Source organism: Teichococcus coralli (assembly GCF_009829925.1).
In the GTDB taxonomy this organism is placed as follows: domain Bacteria; phylum Pseudomonadota; class Alphaproteobacteria; order Acetobacterales; family Acetobacteraceae; genus Pseudoroseomonas; species Pseudoroseomonas coralli.
In genome coordinates, this window is the sequence record NZ_SNVJ01000004.1 from 141,963 (window position 1) to 162,294 (window position 20,332).

Annotated in this window: 23 protein-coding genes; 9 read left to right on the forward strand and 14 right to left on the reverse strand. The window is 70.9% G+C overall.

From position 1 onward, the window contains the following. Positions 1 to 14: 14 nt before the first annotated feature. Together E0493_RS06270 and E0493_RS06275 are read left to right on the forward strand one after the other, a co-directional pair. The gene (locus E0493_RS06270; protein ID WP_160936077.1) at positions 15 to 695 is read left to right on the forward strand and encodes an amino acid ABC transporter permease; all 681 of its coding nucleotides are present in this window, start codon (positions 15 to 17) and stop codon (positions 693 to 695) included. Positions 696 to 707: 12 nt separating this feature from the next. Beyond that, positions 708 to 1,379 (forward strand): amino acid ABC transporter permease, encoded by a 672-nt coding sequence (locus E0493_RS06275; protein ID WP_160936078.1) that lies wholly within the window; start codon positions 708 to 710, stop codon positions 1,377 to 1,379. Between the two features lie 384 nt (positions 1,380 to 1,763). Here the strand turns inward: E0493_RS06275 and E0493_RS06280 are convergent, their stop codons facing one another. Further along, the gene (locus tag E0493_RS06280; RefSeq protein WP_160936079.1) at positions 1,764 to 2,318 is read right to left on the reverse strand and encodes a GNAT family N-acetyltransferase; all 555 of its coding nucleotides are present in this window, start codon (positions 2,316 to 2,318) and stop codon (positions 1,764 to 1,766) included. A gap of 284 nt (positions 2,319 to 2,602) precedes the next feature. Here E0493_RS06280 and E0493_RS06285 point away from each other — a divergent pair, with 284 nt between their 5' ends. After that, positions 2,603 to 3,949 (forward strand): GDSL-type esterase/lipase family protein, encoded by a 1,347-nt coding sequence (locus E0493_RS06285; RefSeq protein ID WP_202396945.1) that lies wholly within the window; start codon positions 2,603 to 2,605, stop codon positions 3,947 to 3,949. 21 nt (positions 3,950 to 3,970) lie between these two features. On the opposite strand, the gene E0493_RS06290 is transcribed toward E0493_RS06285, so the two are convergent. From E0493_RS06290 to E0493_RS06300, 3 genes are all read right to left on the reverse strand, one after another. Continuing rightward, positions 3,971 to 4,636 carry an acetyltransferase gene (locus tag E0493_RS06290; RefSeq protein ID WP_160936080.1) on the reverse strand — a complete coding sequence of 222 codons (666 nt, stop codon included), beginning with the start codon at positions 4,634 to 4,636 and terminating at the stop codon, positions 3,971 to 3,973. Positions 4,637 to 4,638: 2 nt separating this feature from the next. Next, positions 4,639 to 6,528, reverse strand: a complete 1,890-nt coding sequence (locus E0493_RS06295; RefSeq protein ID WP_160936081.1) for a potassium transporter Kup — start codon at positions 6,526 to 6,528, stop codon at positions 4,639 to 4,641. A gap of 198 nt (positions 6,529 to 6,726) precedes the next feature. After that, on the reverse strand, positions 6,727 to 8,460 hold the full coding sequence (locus E0493_RS06300; RefSeq protein ID WP_202396946.1) for an MFS transporter: 1,734 nt from the start codon (positions 8,458 to 8,460) through the stop codon (positions 6,727 to 6,729). A 467-nt stretch (positions 8,461 to 8,927) separates the two neighbouring features. Between E0493_RS06300 and E0493_RS06305 the strand changes: the two genes are divergently transcribed. Together E0493_RS06305 and E0493_RS06310 are read left to right on the forward strand one after the other, a co-directional pair. Then, complete coding sequence (locus E0493_RS06305; protein ID WP_160936082.1) at positions 8,928 to 9,323, forward strand: hypothetical protein; 396 nt, start codon at positions 8,928 to 8,930, stop codon at positions 9,321 to 9,323. 128 nt (positions 9,324 to 9,451) lie between these two features. Further along, positions 9,452 to 9,961 (forward strand): MarR family winged helix-turn-helix transcriptional regulator, encoded by a 510-nt coding sequence (locus E0493_RS06310; protein ID WP_160936083.1) that lies wholly within the window; start codon positions 9,452 to 9,454, stop codon positions 9,959 to 9,961. Positions 9,962 to 10,183: 222 nt separating this feature from the next. Here E0493_RS06310 and E0493_RS06315 read toward each other — a convergent pair whose 3' ends face one another. From E0493_RS06315 to E0493_RS06345, 7 genes are all read right to left on the reverse strand, one after another. Continuing rightward, on the reverse strand, positions 10,184 to 10,597 hold the full coding sequence (locus E0493_RS06315; RefSeq protein WP_160936084.1) for a hypothetical protein: 414 nt from the start codon (positions 10,595 to 10,597) through the stop codon (positions 10,184 to 10,186). A gap of 6 nt (positions 10,598 to 10,603) precedes the next feature. Continuing rightward, positions 10,604 to 10,870 (reverse strand): hypothetical protein, encoded by a 267-nt coding sequence (locus E0493_RS06320; RefSeq protein WP_160936085.1) that lies wholly within the window; start codon positions 10,868 to 10,870, stop codon positions 10,604 to 10,606. A 181-nt stretch (positions 10,871 to 11,051) separates the two neighbouring features. Further along, positions 11,052 to 11,243 carry a hypothetical protein gene (locus E0493_RS06325; protein WP_160936086.1) on the reverse strand — a complete coding sequence of 64 codons (192 nt, stop codon included), beginning with the start codon at positions 11,241 to 11,243 and terminating at the stop codon, positions 11,052 to 11,054. A gap of 84 nt (positions 11,244 to 11,327) precedes the next feature. After that, a complete protein-coding gene (locus tag E0493_RS06330; protein ID WP_160936087.1) occupies positions 11,328 to 13,034 on the reverse strand; it encodes a sensor histidine kinase in 1,707 nt (568 codons plus the stop codon). A gap of 62 nt (positions 13,035 to 13,096) precedes the next feature. Beyond that, positions 13,097 to 13,315 (reverse strand): NepR family anti-sigma factor, encoded by a 219-nt coding sequence (locus E0493_RS06335; RefSeq protein ID WP_160936088.1) that lies wholly within the window; start codon positions 13,313 to 13,315, stop codon positions 13,097 to 13,099. Then, entirely contained in the window at positions 13,315 to 13,956 is a 642-nt protein-coding gene (locus tag E0493_RS06340) for a sigma-70 family RNA polymerase sigma factor (protein ID WP_160936228.1), read from the reverse strand. Before E0493_RS06340 ends, E0493_RS06335 begins: the two co-directional genes overlap by 1 nt. Positions 13,957 to 14,123: 167 nt before the next feature. Next, a complete protein-coding gene (locus E0493_RS06345; RefSeq protein WP_202396947.1) occupies positions 14,124 to 14,648 on the reverse strand; it encodes a sigma-70 family RNA polymerase sigma factor in 525 nt (174 codons plus the stop codon). Between the two features lie 53 nt (positions 14,649 to 14,701). Here E0493_RS06345 and E0493_RS06350 point away from each other — a divergent pair, with 53 nt between their 5' ends. Then, positions 14,702 to 15,427, forward strand: coding sequence for a response regulator (locus E0493_RS06350; RefSeq protein ID WP_160936090.1), 726 nt, complete (start codon positions 14,702 to 14,704; stop codon positions 15,425 to 15,427). A gap of 280 nt (positions 15,428 to 15,707) precedes the next feature. Continuing rightward, the gene (locus tag E0493_RS06355) at positions 15,708 to 15,869 is read left to right on the forward strand and encodes a DUF1328 domain-containing protein (protein ID WP_160936091.1); all 162 of its coding nucleotides are present in this window, start codon (positions 15,708 to 15,710) and stop codon (positions 15,867 to 15,869) included. Positions 15,870 to 16,022: 153 nt separating this feature from the next. Here E0493_RS06355 and E0493_RS06360 read toward each other — a convergent pair whose 3' ends face one another. The 3 genes from E0493_RS06360 to E0493_RS06370 all read right to left on the reverse strand — a co-directional run bounded on the left by E0493_RS06360 (position 16,023) and on the right by E0493_RS06370 (position 19,107). After that, positions 16,023 to 16,478, reverse strand: a complete 456-nt coding sequence (locus tag E0493_RS06360; protein ID WP_160936092.1) for a hypothetical protein — start codon at positions 16,476 to 16,478, stop codon at positions 16,023 to 16,025. A 353-nt stretch (positions 16,479 to 16,831) separates the two neighbouring features. Then, positions 16,832 to 17,437 carry a DedA family protein gene (locus E0493_RS06365; RefSeq protein ID WP_160936093.1) on the reverse strand — a complete coding sequence of 202 codons (606 nt, stop codon included), beginning with the start codon at positions 17,435 to 17,437 and terminating at the stop codon, positions 16,832 to 16,834. Next, positions 17,434 to 19,107, reverse strand: a complete 1,674-nt coding sequence (locus tag E0493_RS06370; RefSeq protein WP_160936094.1) for an ArnT family glycosyltransferase — start codon at positions 19,105 to 19,107, stop codon at positions 17,434 to 17,436. Before E0493_RS06370 ends, E0493_RS06365 begins: the two co-directional genes overlap by 4 nt. A 101-nt stretch (positions 19,108 to 19,208) precedes the next feature. On the opposite strand from E0493_RS06370, the gene E0493_RS06375 reads away from it, so the two are divergent. Together E0493_RS06375 and E0493_RS06380 are read left to right on the forward strand one after the other, a co-directional pair. Then, positions 19,209 to 19,790 carry a chromate transporter gene (locus E0493_RS06375; RefSeq protein WP_160936095.1) on the forward strand — a complete coding sequence of 194 codons (582 nt, stop codon included), beginning with the start codon at positions 19,209 to 19,211 and terminating at the stop codon, positions 19,788 to 19,790. Beyond that, positions 19,790 to 20,317 (forward strand): chromate transporter, encoded by a 528-nt coding sequence (locus E0493_RS06380; protein WP_160936096.1) that lies wholly within the window; start codon positions 19,790 to 19,792, stop codon positions 20,315 to 20,317. The genes E0493_RS06375 and E0493_RS06380 overlap by 1 nt, the downstream gene beginning before the upstream one ends. Positions 20,318 to 20,332: the final 15 nt, after the last annotated feature.

Sequence of the window (20,332 nt, forward strand, 5' to 3'; positions counted from 1 at the left end):
GGGGCACGGATCCCATGGGCGGCTTCGAGAGCTTTCTTTTCTCCTTCTTCAACCTGAAGGTCATGGCGACCTACCTTCCGCTGGTCGCCAAGGGCTTCGGCCTGACGGTGGTGCTGGCGCTGCTGATCGTGGCCTGCGGGCTGTCGCTGGGGCTGCTGCTGGCGGTGGTGCGCAGCTTCGGCCTGCGGGTGCTGAACTGGGGCATCATCTTCGTGGTGGACCTGTTCCGCGCCCTGCCGCCGCTGGTCATCATCGTGCTGCTGTTCTTCGGCCTGCCGGCGGCGGGCATCACCGTCTCCGGCTTCGCCGCCACCTGGCTCTCGCTGACGCTGGTGCTGATGGCCTTCGCCGAGGAGATCTACTGGGCCGGCATCACCGCGGTGCCGAAGGGGCAGTGGGAGGCGGCGCGCTCCACCGGCCTTGGGTTCCTGCAGACGCTGCGCCTCGTCGTGCTGCCGCAGGCGCTGCGCATCACCATCCCGCCGCTGACCAACCGCACCATCGCCATCACCAAGGGCACGGCGCTCGGCTCGGTGGTGGGGGTGGCGGAGATCCTCGGCGCCTCGCAGAGCGCCATGTCCTTCTCGGCCAATCCCTCGGCGCTGACGCTGGGCGCCATCGCCTACCTGATCCTGTTCATCCCGGTGGTGGCGCTCGGCCGCTGGGTCGAGACCCGCTTCGCCTGGAAGCGGTGAGGGAGCGCCACCATGCAGGATTTCACCTTCGCCTTCCTCAACCTGGAGATCGTCCGCGAGGCCTGGCCGATCCTCTGGAGCGGCTTCCTCTACACGGTCACGCTTTCGCTCATCACCGTGCCGCTGGGGCTTGTCGGCGGCGTGGCGCTGGCGCTGCTCGCCACCTCCGGCCCCTGGGCGGTGCGGCTGGCGGCAGCGTGCTGGACCGACCTGTTCCGCGCCATCCCGCCGCTGGTGCTGCTGGTTTTCCTTTATGCCGGCCTGCCCTTCGCGGGCTTCGACATCAGCGCCTGGGGGGCGGTGGCCATCGGCTTCTTCCTCAACACCGGCGCCTATTACGGCGAGGTGCTGCGCGCCGGCATCGAGAGCGTGCCGCGCGGCCAGATGGAGGCCGCCCGCTCCACCGGCCTCTCGCGCGGGCAGGCGCTGGGCTATGTGGTGTTGCCGCAGGCGGTGCGGAACGTGCTGCCGGACCTCATCAGCAACACGCTGGAAGTGGTGAAGCTCACCTCCATCGCCAGCGTGGTGGCGCTGCCGGAGCTGCTGTTCCAGGCCCGGCAGGCACAAAGCGTGACCTACAACGCCACGCCCATCGTGGCGGCGGCGGTGGCCTATTTCCTGCTGCTCTGGCCGCTGGTGCGGCTTATCTCGCGGTTGGAGAACAAAGCCATGGCCGGCCGCTGAGGCAGGCGGCCAAACCGCCAGCGGCAACACGGGCCCGTTCCCGGACGTGCCGGGAAGGCGACGCCTGGGCGAGTAGAATCCGCCCCGGCCCCCTTCTTCCCCCCGGCGGCGCGGCCGTGCCGGCGGGGGCGCGCGTGCAGCAGGGGCCGCAGGCGCTGCCGCCCAGTGTTCTGATCGCAAAGGTCTTCGGACTTCGGGATCAGGGCGCCAGGCTCTGTTTACAGTGGCCTGCCAGTCCGCGGCCTTCGTGGATAGACCCACGAAAATCCCGATCGGGAAACTAGAGCAGATCCCGTTCCGATGGCATCATCGGGACGGGTGAAAATGCTCTTCAAAACAAACAGCTAGAGCATTTCCAGTGAGCCAGTGCGAACGGAAAATGCTCTAGAGCGCGACGCGAAAGCGGAGCGCGTCCGCGCCGCCATAGGCCTCGGGCTTGCGGAAGTGCTCCACCAGCACGCCGCCGCAGGCGAGAATGACGCGCTGGGAGGCGAGGTTCTCCGGGCTGGTGGTCAGCTCGACATAGGGGAGGCCCCGTGCCCTTGCCTCCGGCAGCAGCATCGCCAAGGCGCGCTTCGCGTGGCCGCGCCCGCGCTTCCAGGGCACGACGGCATAGCCGATATGGCCCAGCACATGCGGCGGAAGCGCAGCGGTTCCGGGCTGCCAGCGGAAGCCGATGGTGCCGCAGAAATCGCCGTCCCAGATCCAGCGGCGGAAGCCCGGCAGCATTCTTCCCCCGGCGCCATCGGGCGGCGGGCCTGGTGGCGCGACGCCGTCCAGCCCATCCAGGAAGTCCGCCGCGTCCAGGGCGATGGAGGCGAGGTGCCGGAGCCGGGTCTGGTGCGGGTGAAGGTTGTCGGGCGACCAGCCCTGCTCCAGCGCCGCCACATAGGCTGGCAGGCAGGCGAAGGAGGGTCTGACGAGCGTGGTCTCCGGCATGATGCGAATCCGGGCTGGCGCAGTCCCCTTGCGGAAGATGGGGTTCGAAAGAATGAATGCCTGCCTGGCGCCATGTTGCCGATCAATTCCACGGGCGTAAGCCCCGCCTGGCTTGGCGCGCTGGGGCGCAAGCCGGCGTTGGGAGAAATTTTGCCTTCGGGCGCAAGGCTCCTGCGGAGCACCGTTGCGCGGCCGGGGCCGCCGGGACCGCCGGCCGCTTCCAGCTTTGGTGAAAAGGTGGAATGGTTTGCCCGCCGGCCGGAGAGCCGTGCAGGAGGACCGCCATGAAGCGCAGAGAACTCGCACAGGGCATGATGCTCGCAACCGTCTTCGGCCTCACCGCCCCGGCCTCCGCACAACCCGCGGGAGCGGGTGCCACGGCCTGGGCCACGGCCTGGGCCGCGTCGGCCCATGGGCCCTATCCCGTCGGCAATCCTTCAGCGCAGCCGAACCAGTCCTTCACCTTTCCCGAGCCGCAGCAGGGGGCACGCGACCAGACCTTCCGCCTGGTGCTCCGCCCCAGCCTCTGGGGACGGCAGGCGCGGCTGCGCTTCACCAATGCCTTCGGCACGCAGCCGCTGCGAATCGACGGCGCCCATGTTGGGCTGCAACTGGGCGGCGCCGCCCTGGTGCCCGGCAGCAATGCGCCGGTGCGCTTCGGCGGGCAGGAGGGCGTCACCATCCCGCCGGGCGGGCAGGCCTGGTCGGACCCGGTGGACCTGGCCTTCGCCGCCGATCCGGACAGTCCGTTGCTGATGGGCCGCAAGCTGGCCGTCTCCTTCCATGTCGCCGACCGCTCAGGGCCGATGACCTGGCACGCCAAGGCGCTGCAGACCTCCTACCTCACCGCGCCCGGCGCCGGCGCGCAGGGGCAGGACGAGGGGGAGGCGGCCTTCCCCTTCTCCACCACTTCCTGGTTCTTCCTGGATGCGCTGGACATGATGGCGCCGGCCGGCACGCCGGTGATCCTGTGCTTCGGCGACTCGATCACCGACGGCACCGCCTCCACGCTGAACGGCGACGACCGCTGGCCCGACGTGCTGGAGCGCCGGCTGAAGGCGGCGATGGGCAACCGCGTGGCGGTGATCAATGCCGGGATCGGCGGCAATCAGGTGGTCGGCCCGGCCGAGTACGGGCCGGACAAGCCCTTCCCCGGCGGTCCCTCGGCGCTCTCCCGACTGGACCGCGACATCGCCAGCCTCTCGGGCATCCGCACGGTGATCTGGCTGGAGGGCACGAACGACTTCAGCCGCAACGGCAATGCCTCGTTGGAGGCGGTGCAGGACGGGATGCGGCAGGGCGTGCAGCGCCTGCGCGAGGCGATCCCCGGGGTGCGGCTGGTGGGCGCCACGGTGACGCCGGCGCTCGGCAGCACCAGCCCGGCGCATGGCCATGCCGAGCAGGACGAGAAGCGCCGCGGCCTGAACGACTTCATCCGCACCTCCGGCCTGTTCGACGCGGTCGTGGACTTCGACACGGCGACACGGGACCCGGCGAGCGGCGGCCTGAAGCCCGAGATGGTGCCCGAGTCGACCATGGGCGGCCCGGGCGACAAGCTGCACCCGAACCGCGCCGGCTATCTGGCGATGGCCATGAGCATCCGGCCGGCCGACGTCCTGCCCACGCGCTGACGGGCGGCGGAGGCGGGGAAGCTATTCCCCCGGCGGGCGTGCGGGGGGAGGCGCTCCCTGCCGCACGGGCCGGGCCGGCACGCCGCCCACCACGCTGCCGACGGGGACATCCGCCACCACCGCGGCGCCGAGGCCAATGGTCGCCCCGGCACCGATCCTGATGCCCGGCCGAATGCCCGCGAGGATGCCGACCATGGCCGCCTCCCCGATTCGCACCCCGCCGCCAAGGACGGCGCCCGGAGCGATGTGGCAGGCCGCCGCCAGCTCGCAGTCATGCTCGACGATGCTGCCGGTGTTGAGGATGACGTGGCGCCCGACGGTTGCGGCGGCGCCGAGCACCACGCGCGGCATGGCGACGCTTCCGGCGCCCAGCCGGGCATCCTCGGCCAGCACGGCCGTAGGGTGGCGGACGGGCGGCAGGTCGAAGCCTAGGCCCAGGAGCTGCTCCCCCAGTTCCCGCCGCCGCGCATTGCCGCCGAGTGCGACATGCGCGGCGCCAAGTCCCTCTGCCCGCAATGCCGCGGCGCGGTCAACCGGCCCGAGCCAGGGCACGCCGGGCAGGCCGGGGCAGGCGGGGTCATCGTCCAGCACGCCGGCGGGAAGCGGCCAGCCGGCGTCCCGCAGGGCGGCGAGCACGGCGCGGCCATGGCCGCCCGCGCCCACCAGCAGCAGGCGCGGCGGCGCCATGTTCAGATGGCGACGCGGACGCCGAGCTCGACCACGCGGTCGCTCGGGATGCGGAAGAACTCGGTGGCCGGCATGGCGTTGCGGCTCATGACGGAGAACAGCCACTGGCGCCAGGTGGCCATCTTCGGCGCGGCGGCGGCCACCAGGGTCTCGCGGCCGAGGAAGTAGCTGGCCTGCATCGGCTCGAACTCGATGCCGTATTCGCGCAGCGCCTCCAGCTCGCGCGGGATGTTCGGGCTTTCCTGGAAGCCGTAGCGCAGCATGACGCGGTGGATGCCCGGCGCCAGCTCGGTCACCTCGCGCCGCTGGGGGGCCAGGGGAACATCCGTGTTCTCCACCGTGACGAACAGCACCCGCTCGTGCAGCACCTTGTTGTGCTTGAGGTTGTGCAGCAGGGCGTTGGGCACGTAGTCGGCCTGGCCGGTCATGAAGACGGCGATGCCCGGCACGCGGATGGTGCGCGACTGCGGCAGGCGGGCCAGGAAGGACTTCAGCGGCAGGCTGTCCTGCCGGAAGCGGGCGAAGAGCAGCTCGCGCCCGCGCCGCCAGGTCAGCATCAGCACGAACATGACCGAGCCGAGCAGCAGCGGCACCCAGCCGCCATCCGGCACCTTCAGCACGTTGGAGATGAAGAAGGCGGCGTCGAGCAGGAAGAGCGGCACCACCACCGCCGCGACGGCGGGCCGGGACCAGCCGAACTGGCGGCGGAAGATCAGTCCGGCCAGCGTCGAGGTGCAGAGGAAGGTGCCGGTCACCGCCAGGCCATAGGCGGCGGCCAGGCTGTCCGAGTCCTGGAAGGCCAGCACCAGGATGATGACGCCGGCCAGCAGGGCGAAGTTGATCTGCGGCATGTAGATCTGCCCCTCCTCGGTCTCGGAGGTGTGGCAGACCACCAGGCGCGGCAGGAAGCCGAGCTGCACGCATTGCCGGGCGATCGAGAAGGCGCCCGAGATCATCGCCTGGCTGGCGATGATGGTGGCGCAGGTGGCCAGCACCACCAGCGGCAGGCGGAACCAGTGGGGCGCCAGCAGGTAGAAGGGGTTCTCCAGCGCGGCGCGGTCGGCCAGCAGCAGCGCACCCTGGCCGAAATAGTTCAGCGTGAGCGCCGGCAGCACGGCGACGAGCCAGACGAGCTGGATCGGGCGACGGCCGAAATGCCCCATGTCGGCGTAGAGCGCCTCGGCGCCGGTCACCGCCAGCACCACCGAGCCCAGCGCCACGAAGGCGGCCAGATGGTAGCGGATGCAGAACTCGATGGCGTAATGCGGCGAAAGGGCCAGCAGCACCACCGGCTCGCGCACGATCTCGACCAGCCCCAGGATGGCGAGGCTGAGGAACCAGAGGGCGGTGACCGGGCCGAAGACCCGGCCGATGCTGTGGGTGCCCTTGTACTGCACCAGGAACAGCGCCAGCAGCACGCCGAGCGAGATCGGGATCACGAGGTCGCTGAAGGCGGGGGAGATCACCTTCAGGCCCTCCACCGCCGAGAGCACGGAGATGGCGGGGGTGATGGTGCCGTCGCCGAAGAACAGCGCGGCGCCGGCGATGCCCACCAGCATGATGAGCTGGCGCCCGCGCTCGCCGCGGCCGACGCGCTGCGCGAGCGCCATCAGCGCCAGGATGCCGCCTTCGCCGCGGTTGTCGGCGCGCATCACCAGCAGCACGTATTTCACCGTGACCACCAGCACCAGCGACCAGAAGATCAGGCTCAGCACGCCCAGGATCTCCCAGCGCTCCAGCCCGTCGGCGGCGAAGTGCAGGAGGGAGGCGCGGAGCGCGTAGAGCGGGCTGGTGCCGATGTCCCCATAGACCACGCCGAGCACGCCGAGCAGGAGTGCGGGAGTGAGGGGACGGCTCGCCGAGGGGGGGGTGCTCTCTTTGGACACTGCCATGCTGCGCTGCTGCGGGGCGCAAGGAGTAGGATGTGCTTCATATGCGGCGCAAGAGGGCGTGCGGAGGAAGGGGGGAGGCCGCCGGGTGCGCAGCCCCGCCGCCGGCGGCATGATCCGGAGAAGGAGGCAGGCGGGCGGGAGCGGCGCCGGGCGCCGGGAAGGGAGGCCGGGAGCCGCGCTGGGCTCCCGGCCGGGCCGTCAGATGCGGGCGCGCGCCGCGCTGCGGGGCGCGGTTTCCGCCAGGTCCTCCGCGAAAATGTCGCGGTCCTTGGTCTCGGGCACAAAGAAGGTGCCGATCACCACCGTGGCCAGGGCGATCACCACCGGGTACCAGAGGCCGTAATACACGTCGCCGGTCTGTGCGATCATGGCGAAGGAGGTGGCGGGCAGCAGGCCGCCGAACCAGCCGTTGCCGATGTGGTAGGGCAGCGACATCGAGGTGTAGCGGATCCGGGTCGGGAAAAGCTCGACCAGCGCCGCGGCGATCGGGCCATAGACCATGGTGACGTAGATCACCATCAGGGTCAGCACCCCGATAAGCAGCAGCTTGCGGCCGCTGAAGATGTCGAGCGGGTGGTTGACCTTCACCACCGTCGGGTTGCTGGCGGCGGGATAGCCGGCGGCGACGACGGCGGCGGTGACCGCCTGCGCGAAGTTCGCGTCGGTCGAGGAGACGGTGGCGTCGCCCACCCGCACCACGGCGGCGCTGCCGGCCGGCGCCTCCTCGACATGGTAGTTCACCGAGAGCCGGGCCAGCGCGGCCTTGGCGATGTCGCAGGAGTTGGTGAAGCGCGCCGTGCCGGTCGGGTTGAACTGGAAGGAGCAGTTGGCCGGGTCCGCCTGCACCACCACCGGGATGTTGGTGTGGGCGGCATAGAGGGCGGGGTTGGCCTCGGCGCTGAGCAGCTTGAACAGCGGGAAGTAGGTCAGCGCGGCCAGCAGGCAGCCGCCCAGGATGATCGGCTTGCGGCCGATCTTGTCCGACAGCCAGCCGAAGAGGACGAAGCCGCCGGAGCCGAGCAGCAGCGCCCAGGCGATCAGCATGTTGGTCGTGTAGCTGTCCACCTTCAGCACGTTGCCCAGGAAGAACAGCGCGTAGAACTGGCCGGTGTACCAGACCACCGCCTGGCCGGCGACGAGGCCGAACAACGCCACGATGGCGACCCGGGCGTTCTTCCACTGGCCGAAGGCCTCGGTCAGCGGCGCCTTGGATTGGGTGCCCTCCTCCTTCATCTTCTTGAAGGCCGGGCTTTCCTGCATCTGCATCCGGATCCAGACGGAGATGCCGAGCAGCACCACGGAAACCAGGAAGGGCACCCGCCAGCCCCATTCGCGGAAGGCCTCGGCGCCGGTGATCGCCTGGGTGCCCAGGATCACGAACAGCGAAAGGAACAGGCCGCCCGTGGCGGTGATCTGGATGAAGCTGGTGTAGAAGCCGCGGCGGCCATGCGGGGCATGCTCGGCCACGTAGGTGGCGGCGCCGCCGTATTCGCCGCCCAGCGCCAGGCCCTGCAGGCAGCGCAGCACCAGCAGGATAATGGGGGCGAGGATGCCGATCTGCGCGGCGGTGGGCAGGATGCCGACCAGGAAGGTCGAGGCGCCCATGATCAGGATGGTGACGAGGAAGGTGTATTTCCGCCCCACCAGGTCGCCCAGCCGGCCGAACACCAGCGCGCCGAAGGGCCGCACCAGGAAGCCGGCGGCGAAGGCCAGCAGGGCGAAGATGTTGCGGGTCGTCTCGTCGAAGATCGGGCGCCCGTCATCGCCCAGCACGGTAAAGAACTTGGCGGCCACGAAGGCCGCCAGCGAGCCGTAGAGATAGAAGTCATACCACTCGAACACCGTGCCGAGTGAGGAGGCCAGGATGACCTTCTTCTCCTCGCGCGTCATCGGCCGGATCGCCGCATCTGATTTCGGAATGGTGGCGCGCATCTGTGAACTATCCCCTACCCGTTCCCGGCCGCGCGCCTGCGCGCACCGGGCTTCTCCGTTGAAGCTTCTTCCTGTTGGGCCACCCTGCGCGGGCATCCGGGCCAGCCCTCGCGCCCTGGCCCGGAAGGGGCGCGGGGTGGGGGGCCTGGCGGCTTCGCTGCGGCAGCCCCATTATTCATCAGACCTGCCTTCGGAAGCGCAACAGATTTCGCCGCTCCGCGAGGAGCGCCGCTCCGGGCGGCACAGCCATGCAGCGGGCCTGCAACGCTTTCCAGGAAGCGATGTTCCCCCCATATCGCCAGCAGGCCGTGCCGCCACGCCATTCCGGGTGCTCCGGCAAGGCGCCGTGCGGCGAGACCGGCTTACGGGTGGACCCACCGCGGAGAGCGTTCCGGGCGTTGGGCGGCACAAAAGCAACTGGCATCTTCGTGTGCGGGGCGTCAGCATGCGGAGGGAAGGGGGCCTCGATGGATACGCTCCGCACTTTGGCTGACCACTCGATTCGCCGGGTTCTCGGCTGCATCGCGCTCGGCATCGCGCTCGTCATGCTCGCGCTGGCCAGCCGGCCCTTGCTGGCGCTGCAGAGCGGCGCCCTGCTGACGGCGGCGACCTGGCTGGGCCTCTGGGGTGCCGCGCTGCAGGTGCCGCGGCAGGACCTGCGGCGCACCGCCCTGTGGAGGCAGCTGGCCGTGTTGGCCGGCGAGGGCGCGCAACGGCTGCGTGGGTCGCGCGGACGCCAGCAGCTGGCCTCCGTCCTGGCCGAGCGCCTGATGTGGCACGCCGACCGTGCCGCGTTCGCAGCGGCCGCGCTGGGCAGCCTGGCCCTGGCCTTCTCGGGCTACCGCCTGCTGCTGCAGGAGTAACCCGCGCCTCCGGCGCAACGGGGGAAGGTTGACGCGCCCGCCCCCTGGCGTGAAGGTGGCTGCGGTCACTCTTCCGACGGAGGTGCGAAGCCATCACCGATCATGATCTGGCGCTCCTGGTTGATGCGGTGCGGAACCAGGAAACCGTTGTTCCCAATCCGCCGGCCTACCGCCTCGACGAGTCGGTCGGTCACCTGCTGCGCCGGGCGCACCAGCGGCATGCCTCGCTGTTCCAGGACCGCGGCGCCGTCGGCGGCCTCACCTCCACCCAGTTCGCCACGCTTCTGAAGCTTGCCGAGTTGGGGCAGGCGACGCAGAACGCCCTCGGGCGTGCCGTGGCGCTGGACCCCGCGACCATCCAGGGTGTTGTTGCACGGCTGCGTGACCGCGGGCTGGTGGAGGTGGGCCGCGACCCGCTGGACCGCCGCACCGTGGTGCTTTCGCTGGCTGCCGCCGGCGAAGCGGTGCTGTCCGAGGCCGTCGGCCAGGGGCGCCGCGCCAACGATCAGCTCCTGGCCCCGCTTTCCGGCGGCGAGCGCGCGGTGCTCGTGCGCCTGCTGCGTCGCCTGCTCGACGAGTGTCCTGCCCGCGAGGTTCGCGGGTCCATCCACGAACGCAGCGGCCCGGCAGGCCCCTGAAAGCGAAGCCTGGTCCCCTGGTCCCGAAGTCCGGAGGAGTTTGCGATCAGGGCGCCCGGGCGGCTCCCGTTTGCCCTGGCGCGTTCCGAACGCACCGGCTTCATTGATTTGAAGAGGGCCTTCACCCGATCCGTCGATTCCACCTGATCGGGATCCGCTCGAGCGCGGCTTTCCCGGTGGAAAAGGCACCGGCCGCGGGGCCTGCGCCCCGGCAGCCGGCGGTCAGCGCGGGGCGCGGCGGCGGCGCACCAGTCCGGCGATGACGCCGATCCAGGAAGAACGGGCGACGCTGCCGAGCAACGGCACCAACCCCACGCTGGCCCTGGCCTGCGCCATGGCGGTGTCACGCAGCAGCCGGGCCTCGATCTCCTGGGCGGTCGGCCGGTCGCGCAGCGCCAGCATGAGGAGGATCACGGCGACCACCAGGTCGCCGCTGGTCAGCCAGGCGGCGCGCGCCAGCGGGCTCCAGCCCTCCAGGGCGAACCAGATCAGCACATGCGCCATGGCGAAGGCGGCGCAGAGCAGGATGGCGGCGATGGCGCCGAGCACCGCGCGCCCCACCATGCGGCGTGCCTGCAGCCCCAGCAGGACGCGCTCGGCCTCCCAGGCGGCGGCGGCCAGACGGAATGCGCGCATCGCGCCTCAGCGCCGCAGCAGGCGGGCGATGAGGTAGCCCACTCCCAGCGCCACCAGGATGGTGGCCACCGGCCGCTCGCGCACCACGCCGAGCGCCTGCTCGGCCTCGCGGCGGGTGGTGGCGCTCATCTCATGCGCCAGGTGCTGGGCGCGGCCGGAGGCGCGGGAGACGGCGGGGGTCACCTGCTCGCTCATCAGCGTTTCGACCTTGCGGCGCAGGTCGGCGATGCGCTCCTCGATGGAGCCCAGGTCGACGGACGGATAGCGGCTCATGGCGGTCCTCCTGCACGAGTGCGGCGCGGTCTTGAAACCCGCCCGCCCCGGTTCCGTGCCGGGCGGTCGGTCAGGGCGCCCACCCGCGCGCCGACATCGGGAGGGCTGCGACCCTGTTCATTCCGGGCTTTCCCCGCCGGCAGGGCTGGCGGCCCCGCCGGGCGAGGCGCCGGCCGTTCCGTCAGTTCAGCGCGCGGTCGATGCTGCGCCCCATCCGCTCGCCCGGGCCGCTCGGCGGGTCCACGGCATCGCGCAGGTTCTGTCCGGCGCGGTCGATCTTCTCGCCGGTCCGCTCGGCCGGGCCCTGGCTGCAGGCGGCGAGCGGGCCCAGCAAAGCCATAACCGGCAGAATGGCCACGAAGAACTTGCGCATCAATGATTCCTTCTCTGTCAGCCCGGACAACGCAAGGTCAAGTTCAGGGTTGCGCCCTGGCTCCCGAATGGCTGCGGGAGCGGCTCAGGCGGCGGCGCCGCGCGGGGCCGCCGGATTTTCGTCGCCTGCGGCCTCGGCTTCCCGGCGGCGCAGGGTGAAGCGAAGCACCAGCTCGGTGCCGCCCTCGCCGCGGATCTCGATCTCGCCCCCGAGATGCTGGGCGAAGCCGCGGATCAGCGTCAGGCCGATGCCCTGGCCGGCTTCCTCGTCGTCCAGCTTCATGCCGAGCCCGTCGTCCCGCACGGTCAGGGTCACCGCATCGCCCTCGGCATGCACCGTCACCGTCACGGTGCCGCTGCGCGCGTCGGGGAAGCCGTGCTTGATGGCGTTGGTCACCGTTTCCGTCACCAGCAGGGCGAGAGAAACCGCCTGGTCGGTGACGATCTCCAGCTCGTCCGCCTCCACCACCAGGGAGATGCGCTGGCCCGGCCGCTCCCCGAGCGCGGCGAAGAGCTGCTGCCCCAGCTCCTCCAGGAAGGGCCGCAGGGCGATCATCTCAAAGGTCTGGTTGGTGTAGAGGTGGCGGTGCAGCGTCGCCAGCGCCTGCACGCGGTCCCGCGCGGTGATGAACTCCGCCTTGGCGCGCGGGTCGCGCAGCCGGCCCGCCTGCAGGTTCAGCAGCGAGGCGACGATCTGCAGGTTGTTCTTCACGCGATGATGGATTTCCGCCATCAGCAGGTCGCGCTGCCGCAGGGCGCTGCGCAGTTCCTCCTGGCGGCCGCTGATCGCCTGCGCGGCGTCGGCCACCGCCTGCTCCAGCGCCCGCACCTCGTCGGGCTCGCCCTGCAAGGGCTGGCTGCGGAAGGGAGCGCCAGGGCGCCATTTCCGCACCCGTCCCGCCAACAGCCGCAACGGCCGGGCGATGGCGAGGTCCGCTCCCACCACAATGACCACCAGGCAGGCCAGCAGGAAGGTCGCCAGCTCAAAGGCGCGGCGCAGCAGCACGGCGTTGGCGGCGCTGCGGATGCTGCCGGTGGGCAGGCCGACCAGCAGCCGCAGCCCGGGCGCCAGCGGCGTGCTGGCATAGGCGAATTCGGCGCCGCCCTGGGCGCGCGCTTCCACCGTCACCGCGCCGGGCTGCTGGATCAGCCGCTGCAGAACGGCGGGCGGTGGCAGGTCGAGGGGAGCGGCGCGGGTGAGCGGCAGCGGGACGGCGCCGCGGTCCACCAGCCAAGTGCGTTGCGCGGCGCGCTCCTGGCTGCGCGCTTCGTCGCGGATGAAGTGGTCGAGCAGCAGGCTGCCGGCAACCACCCCCTGCAAGGCTTCGCCGGCCAGGATCGGCACGGCGCCGATGATGACGGCCTCTCCGGCCGGGTCGCGCCGGAAGGAGGTCAGGACGAATTTCCGCTCCGTGGCGGCCATCCGGAAGTAGTCGGTCTGCTGGAGCGAGCGACCCGACTGGGAGGGCTGCGTGCTGCAGACCAGCTTTCCCGCGGCGTCGAGCACCCAGAAATTCGCATAGCGCTCGGCGTAGAGGGAAAGCAGGGCCCGCACGACAGGGGGGCAGCCCGTGGACTGGGCGCCAGCGGCCACCAGCTCAGACCGGCGTGCCAGGCCTGCAAGCGTCTGCTGCAAGGTCTCGATGGTCGCGCCATGGCGGGCGGCGGCGACGTCGCCGAGAATGGTGGCGGTGCGCCGCCCGGAAGCCAGCTCCGCTTCGTAGCCGAGAATCGCATTGGCGCTGGCAATGCCGACAACGGGCACGCTGGCCACCAGCAGAAGAAGGAACATGCGGCCACGGACGCCGCGAAGCATCTGGCGCAAGGCGGGCCTTTGCGGCCGCGCCGCCAGCTTCATTTCTTGGGGTCCTGCGCCCGATCCTGCTCGATCAGCCGAAGAAGTTCCTCCGGGATGGGCTCGCGCGCGACATCATCGTACATCGCGTGCAGCCCCCGCTGGAGCCAAAGGTCGAAAGCCGCATCAGGCGTGCCCTTACGGGCACGCTCGGGACGCGAAGGGGCCGTCTCGACGGCCGGTTCCGCCAACATGCGCTTGTCTGTTCGTTCGTCCATCAGCTTCCCGCATGCAGCGCCCGCGTCGCGTTTGCAGAGCTTCCATTGCGCAGCGTACCACCACGGCGGCGGCTCTCACCAGCCTGAGCCTGTGCCGTTCCGCGCTTGCTACCCTGCGGCTCACCGGTCAGCCAAGCCTCGAGCTGGCGGCGCGCCCGGAACACGCGGCACTTGGCGGTGCCGACGGCGCAACCCATCGCCTCGGCGGCCTCCTCGTAGGACATGCCCTGGACGGTGACCAGCATCAGCGCGGTGCGATGATCCGGCGGCAGGTCGGTCAGGCGCCGGCGCAGCTCGCGCAGCGCCAGGTTGTCTTCCTGGGCGGCCGGACGGGCCAGCGCCTCGGCAGGCGCGTTGTCCATGTCGCAGGTGTCGCGGCGACGGCGGATGTCCGACAGGAAACGGTTGCGCAGGATGCGGAACATCCAGGCGCCAAAATTGGTGCCGGGCGTGAAGCTGTGCTGCGCGGCCAGGGCGTTGCTCACCGCCGCCTGCACGAGGTCGTCGGCATCGGCGCGGTTGCGCGTCATCGACACGGCCTGCACCCGCAGCCGCGGAAGGATGGCGACGAGCTGATCATGGAAGCTCGGGGCCGTGCTGGCGGCGGCGGTGCGCGCCTCGGTGATGGTCATGTCGTTCATCGTGCTGTGCTCGCCTTGCATGTCGAACCAATGCACGAGCGAAGAAGCCAGTTGCATCGTATCCATTCATGATTTGCATGCCAGTTACCCGAAATACGCATGGAACCATTCTTCGGGCAGGTCTTTGTGACCGGCGCAATCCATGCCTGAACCTTTTCCCACGCGGATCACGCCCCAGGGCGGACCATGCTTCCCTCCTGGCCATCCGGCGCCACGCCGCGGGCGAGCGCCACGCGTGCCCGCGCCACGCGCGCCTTCACCGTGCCGACAGGCACATTGCAGACCGCGGCCGCCTCCTCATGTGAGAGGCCATGCGCACCAACAAGAATCAGCGCCTCCCGCTGCGGCAGGGGCAACATGTCCAGCGCCCTGGCCAGGTCCGACACCGCGTGCTGCGCCTCCTGGGCGGCGGGTTGCGGGGCGTCCGACGCCGGCAACTGGGCCAGGACGCGGCGTTCGGTGCCATGGCGCCTGATCTGCTCGAGAAAGGCGTTGCGCAGTATCCGAAACAACCACGCCCGCAGGCTGGTTTCCGGATCCCATTGCGATTCCGCGCGCAAGGCGCGCAGAATCGCCTCCTGCACGAGATCGTCCGCCGCCGTGGGATCCCGCGCCAGAAAGCGCGCGAAGGCGCGCAGATCCGGCAGCAGCCCGGCCAAGCGTGGGCGGATCGGGTCAGTGTGATTTGCCATCAGCTTCCATTAGCGGTCTTCCTGCATCACAGGATCGAGACGAGGGCCACGAGATGAACGCCGTAACGCAAGCCGAGCTGCTTCGATGCCTGCCGCACGCCCGCCGCTATGCCCGTGCGCTGACCGGCAGCCAAGCCGCCGGCGACGGTCTGGTGGCCGGGGCGCTGCGCGAGGGGCTGCCGTCGCTGCCGGCCCGCCTCGCGCTTTATGCCGGCGTCACCCGCATGGCGCCGCCTCCTGCCGTGCCGGCCGCCGGAAGCAACCTTTCGGCGCGCCACCGGCAGCTGTTGCTGCTGACCGCGCTGGAGGAGCTCCCGGTCCATGACGCCGCCACCGTTGTGGGCGTTCCGCTGGATGTCGCGGAAACCGAGCTGGCCGAGGCGCGCGAGGCCCTGCGCAGCGCCGCGGCCACGAATATCCTGGTGATCGAGGACGAGCCCATCATCGCCATGGATGTGCGCCAGCTCGTCGAGGCCTGCGGGCACCGGGTGATCGGCGTGGCGGCCTCGGAAACGCAAGCGGTGAAGCTGGCGCAGGAGCGGCATCCCGGACTGATCCTCGCCGACGTCAATCTCGGCATGGGAGGGGACGGCATCATCGCCGTCAACCGCATCCAGGAACAGTTGAAGGTGCCGGTGATCTTCGTCACCGCCTATCCCGAGCGCCTGCTGACGGCCGAGCAGGTCGAGCCCGCCTTCGTCATCAGCAAGCCCTTCGAGCCGCTGGCACTCGCCATCGCCACCTATCAGGCCGTCTCGTCCACCGTGCCGATCGGCTGAAACCGGCGGCTGAAGCAGGGCGTTGCTTCGGCGTTGCCGGCCCAGACCTTCCGGCCGGCCTGACCGAAGGGAAGCAACGCCATGCACCGCCCCCAGGCCCTCCGCCCAAGCCTTCGGCGGCCTGGGCCCGCGATGGAGGGCGGGAGGCAGCGGGCGGACCGCATCGCGGCCCTGCGGACCGGGCCGAACCGGCTGGGGGGCCTGACGGAGGGAGGGTCCTCCACGAGGACTTCTTCTGCTGCCGGTGTTCCTGCTGCCTGATTGGAAGGACCGCTCCGCAATGCTCTACTGGACCATCATCTTCCTTGTTATTGCCCTGGTGGCTGGCGTGCTTGGCTTCACTGGCGTGGCTTCCGCCGCCAGCGGCATCGCCAAGATCCTCTTCGTCATCTTCCTGGTGCTGTTCCTGGTTTCCCTGATCGCCGGCCGCGGCTGGGCATGACCTGCTGCCGGCCGGCGCGCGCGCCGGCCGGCTGATTCCCGTGAAACACCAAGGCCGCGCGGGCGGAGGGCATGGCAGCCTTCCGCCCGCGCGGCCTTGATGGGTAAGTGGCAGCGATGGCTGAGCCGGGGCATGACGCCCCGGCCCCTTTCGTCAGCGGGAAGAGCTGTTCTGCGGATAAGCGCCGGAGGTGTTGGTGCCGGCGGCGCGGTCAAGCGTGCGGGTAGCCTCGGTGCCAGAGGGGTTGCGCCGCGTTCCATCAGACTGGGAGGGGTAGGCGCCGGAGGTGTTGGTGCCAGCGGCGCGGTCAAGCGCGCGGGTGGCCTCGGTGCCGGAGGGGTTGCGCCGCGTTCCGTCGGACTGGGAGGGATAGGCGCCGGAGGTGTTGGTGCCGGCGGCGCGGTCAAGCGCGCGGGTGGCCTCGGTGCCGGAGGGGTTGCTCCGCGTTCCGTCGGACTGGGAGGGATAGGCGCCAGAGACATTGGTGCCGGCCGCGCGGTCGAGGGCGCGGGTGGCCTCGGTGCCGGGAGGCGGACCGTTGTTGCAGGCGGCCAGGGCCAGCAGTGCGGCCGAGGCCGCGAGAACAGGCAGGCTCGTGAACTGGCGCATTCGGAAGCTCCTTTTTCGTCTCGCCGCCCCGCTGGATCAAAGGGGGCGGCTAGCCTCTTCAACGCCGCGCTTCAGCTTGGGTTCCACCCGCATGGCGTGATTTCCCGCCAGGCTTCCAAAAAGGGGGAAGACGCGCAACCGGAACGGTAATTTCCACGTTCTCGCTGCTGTTGCGGGCCCTATTCAGGGCGTGGCGTGTCAGGCACCGCCTTGCAGCCGGAGCGAGGAAAGACAAGGCAATGCGTTCCATCCTGCTGTGGCTGCTGGGCCTCCCCATTCCCATCATCATCCTGCTGCTCATCTTCAACGTGATCTGAGCCCGCCGTTCCGCCTCTTCCCCGGGCGCCTGGCTCTCAGCAGCGCGCCGAGCGGCGGGTGCGCCAGAGATGCCAGAGATAGGCGCCCACGATCCCCGCGACGACCACGTAGCTCAGCGGCTCGATAACCGATTCCACCTTGCGGTACTGGTCGCGCAGCAGGTAGCCGGCGGCGGTCAGCAGCATCACCCAGAGCGCGCTGCCGATGCAGGTCCAGATATAGAAGACCTGTCGCGGAATCCCCGCCAGCCCGGCCGGGATCGAGATCAGGGTGCGGATGGCGGGCAGCATGCGGCCAAAGAACAGCGCCACCGGGCCGTAGCGCCGCAGGGCGCGCTCCGCCCGGTCCATATCTTCCGTGGAGACGCCAAACCAGCGGCCATGGCGCGCCACCAGCGCGCGGATGCGGCGGCTGCCGACGGCGCGCGCCACCTCGTACCAGAGCCCGTTGCCGACCAGCGAGCCGGCGGTGCCCGCGGCCACCGCCGCCACCAGTGACATCCGGCCCTCCGCGGCGGCGAAACCGGCCAGCGGCATGATCAGCTCGGACGGGATTGGCGGGAACAGGTTCTCCAGGAACATCAGAAAGAAAACACCGGCCGCCCCGGCGCTGCCGACGGTCTGCGTAATCCACTCAATCATGTCGCCCCCTGGAACACGTGCAGGGTTAACCGCCGCCCACGCGTATAGTTGTAGCCCTCCACTGTGCCCAGGCTGCGCACCGCCAGAGCGCGCTGCTCCAGCGCAGCAAAGAAGGCCGCCTTGTCCCGGTCGCTCACCGCCACGATGCGGCCGGGCGCCCCGGCCAGGAACCCGGCTGCCGCCGCGCCGTCGCGCAGCAGCGTGGTGTCCGCCCCGGTGGCGAAGACCAGCGAGGGCTCGTGGTAGCCGACAATGCCGAACTGCCCCTGCACCTCGCCGGAGGGGGCCGCCTCGGCCAGCAGCTCGGCGAGGCGCGGGCCGATCCACGGCGCCGTCAGCCTTGGCAGCACGCCGCCGAGCACCACGGCGTAGAGCGGCACGGCCAGCAGCGCGGCGGCGAGCCCGGCCTGGGCGATGCCGCGCCGCCGCAGCGCCGCGAGGGTGCCCCAGACCAGCAGCCCGGCGGCGGGAAGCGCGAGCAGCGCCACCGGGTCGGGGCGGTGGTCGGCGAACCAGGGCAGCAAGGCCGCCGCGATGCCGAGCGCCGCCGCCACCACGACCAGGAGACCCATGCCGAGGGCCGCCAGCCAGCGCGGCGCCGGGCGGCGCAGCGGGTCCATCGCCCAGGCGGCGCCGAGCAGCATCACCGCCGGAAAGGCGGGCAGCACGTAGTGCGGCAGCTTGGTGGCCACGGCCTCGAACATCAGCCAGGAGGGCGCGGCCCAGGCCAGCAGGAAGCGCGTGCCCGGGTTCAGCCGGTCGCGCCAGGCGGCGGGCAGCGCCCGCAGCGCCAGAAAGGCGGCGGGAAAGGCGGTGAGCGGGAAGAGCAGCAGGTAATAGCCGGGCGGCCCGCCATGCGCCTCCTCGCCCGCGGAAACCTTGGCCAGCATGTCGCCGCCCACCGATTCGCTGAAGAAGCGGCCCTCGGTGGCGATGCCGATGGCGACGAACCAGGGCGCCGCGACCGCCAGCATCAGCGGCAGGCCCCAGAGCGGCCGCAGCCGGCGCAGCCAGGGGGCGCCGCGGTCGGCCGCCGCGAGGGTGACGCCGGCGAGCAACGCCACCAGCGGGCCGATCGGCCCTTTCAGCAGAATGGAGACGCCGAGCACCGCCCAGAATCCGGCCGCCTGGGCGGCGGTGAAGGTGGGCGGCGCCAGATAGGCGCGGCCGAGCAGCCCCATCGCCGCCGCGACGGTGGCGAGCAGCGCCGCGTCGGTCTTGGCGATATGGGTCTCCACCACCAGCACCACCGAGGAGGCGAGCAGCGCGGCGGCCAGAAAGGCGGCGCGCCGTCCGACCAGCACCCGCCCCCAGTGGAAGGTGGCCAGCACCGCCAGCCAGGCGCCCAGCAGCGAGGGCAGGCGGTAGGGCCAGATCTCGCCGCGGTGGCCGAGGCCGAGCGCCTCCACCGCCTGCACCGAGGCGGCCTGCGCCCAGTAGATGCCGGCGGGCTTCTTGTTGCGCTCCTCCTGCCCTAAGCGGATGCGGACATAGTCGCCGCTGTCCACCATCTGGCGGCTCGCCTGGGCAAAGCGGCTTTCGTCGCGGTCGCCAGGGGGAAGGGTGAAGAAGCCCGGCAGCCAGAGCGCCAGGCAGAGCAGGGTCAGCCACAGACGCGGCCAGCGGGTTTCCGGCAGCCGGTCAAGTGTGTCGCGCAGGGCAGGCAGCATGCAGGGCGGGCTGTAAAGCCTTTTGGGCTGCGGTGTATAGCAACAAAAAGGGGTCACGCGGCCGTCGTCCGGCGCGGCGGCTCAGGGGGGAGGCGCGGCGCATGGCGGATGGCGAGGCACTGGTGGTGGAGGCGGAGGCACCGGCTCCCGCGGTCCTGGAGATCTTCCTGGCCTTCTCGCGCGTCGGCCTGACCAGCTTCGGTGGCGGGTTGAGCGGCTGGATGATGCGCGAGTTCGTGCAGCGCCGCCGCTGGGTTGACGAGGGCGAGTTCCTCAGCGGCCTGGCCCTGGCGCAGGCGCTGCCCGGCGTGAACGTGGTGAACCTCTCGATCTGGATCGGCTTCCGGCTGCGGGGCGGCCCCGGCGCGCTGGCCGGCGCCCTCGGCATGATCGTGCCGCCGATGCTGCTCGCCGTCGCGCTGGTGGCGCTTTCCGGCACGCTGCTGCAGAGCCCGCTCGCCTACAAGGTGCTGGCGGGGGTGGCGGCGGCGGCGCTCGGCCTCTCGCTGCAGATGGGCCTGCGCGCCGCCCGGCGGGCCGCCCGGGGGGTGGTGCCGGTCGCGGTGATGGCGATCACCTTCCTGGCCATTTTCCAGGCCGGGCTGCCGCTGCTTTGGGTGGTGGCGGCGATGGCGCCGGTCAGCATCGCCTGGTCCGCCTGGCGCCTGCGGCGGGGGGCGTGATGAACGACGGCCCGCTGCTGCGCCTGCTGCTGATCCACCTGCCGCTCTCCTTCCTGACCGTGGGCGGCGGCCAGAGCATCATCTCCGAGTTGCACCGCCAGGTCGTCCCGGTGCAGGGCTGGATGTCGGATGCCGACTTCCTGAACCTGTTCGCGCTTTCGCGCATGACGCCGGGGCCGGGGGCGCTGCTCTCCTCCATGGTCGGCTGGCAGGTGGCGGGCTGGGCCGGGGCGGTGGTCGCCTCCTTCGGCCTTTTCGCGCCCTCCTCGGTGCTGGTGTTCGGGCTGGCGCATCTCTGGCGGCGCTCGCGCGGGGCGGCCTGGACCAAGGCGGTGGAACTGGGGCTGGCGCCGGTGGCGGCGGGCATGATCCTGGCGGCCGGCTTCACCCTGCTGCAGGCCGCCGAGGGCGGGGCGCTGGCCTGGGCGGTCGCCGCCGCCTCCACCGCGCTGCTGATCCTCACCCGCGTCAGCCCCTTCCTGCTTCTCGGGGCGGGCGGGCTGATCTTCGCGCTGGTGCTGGGCTAGGCGGCGGGGAAGGGG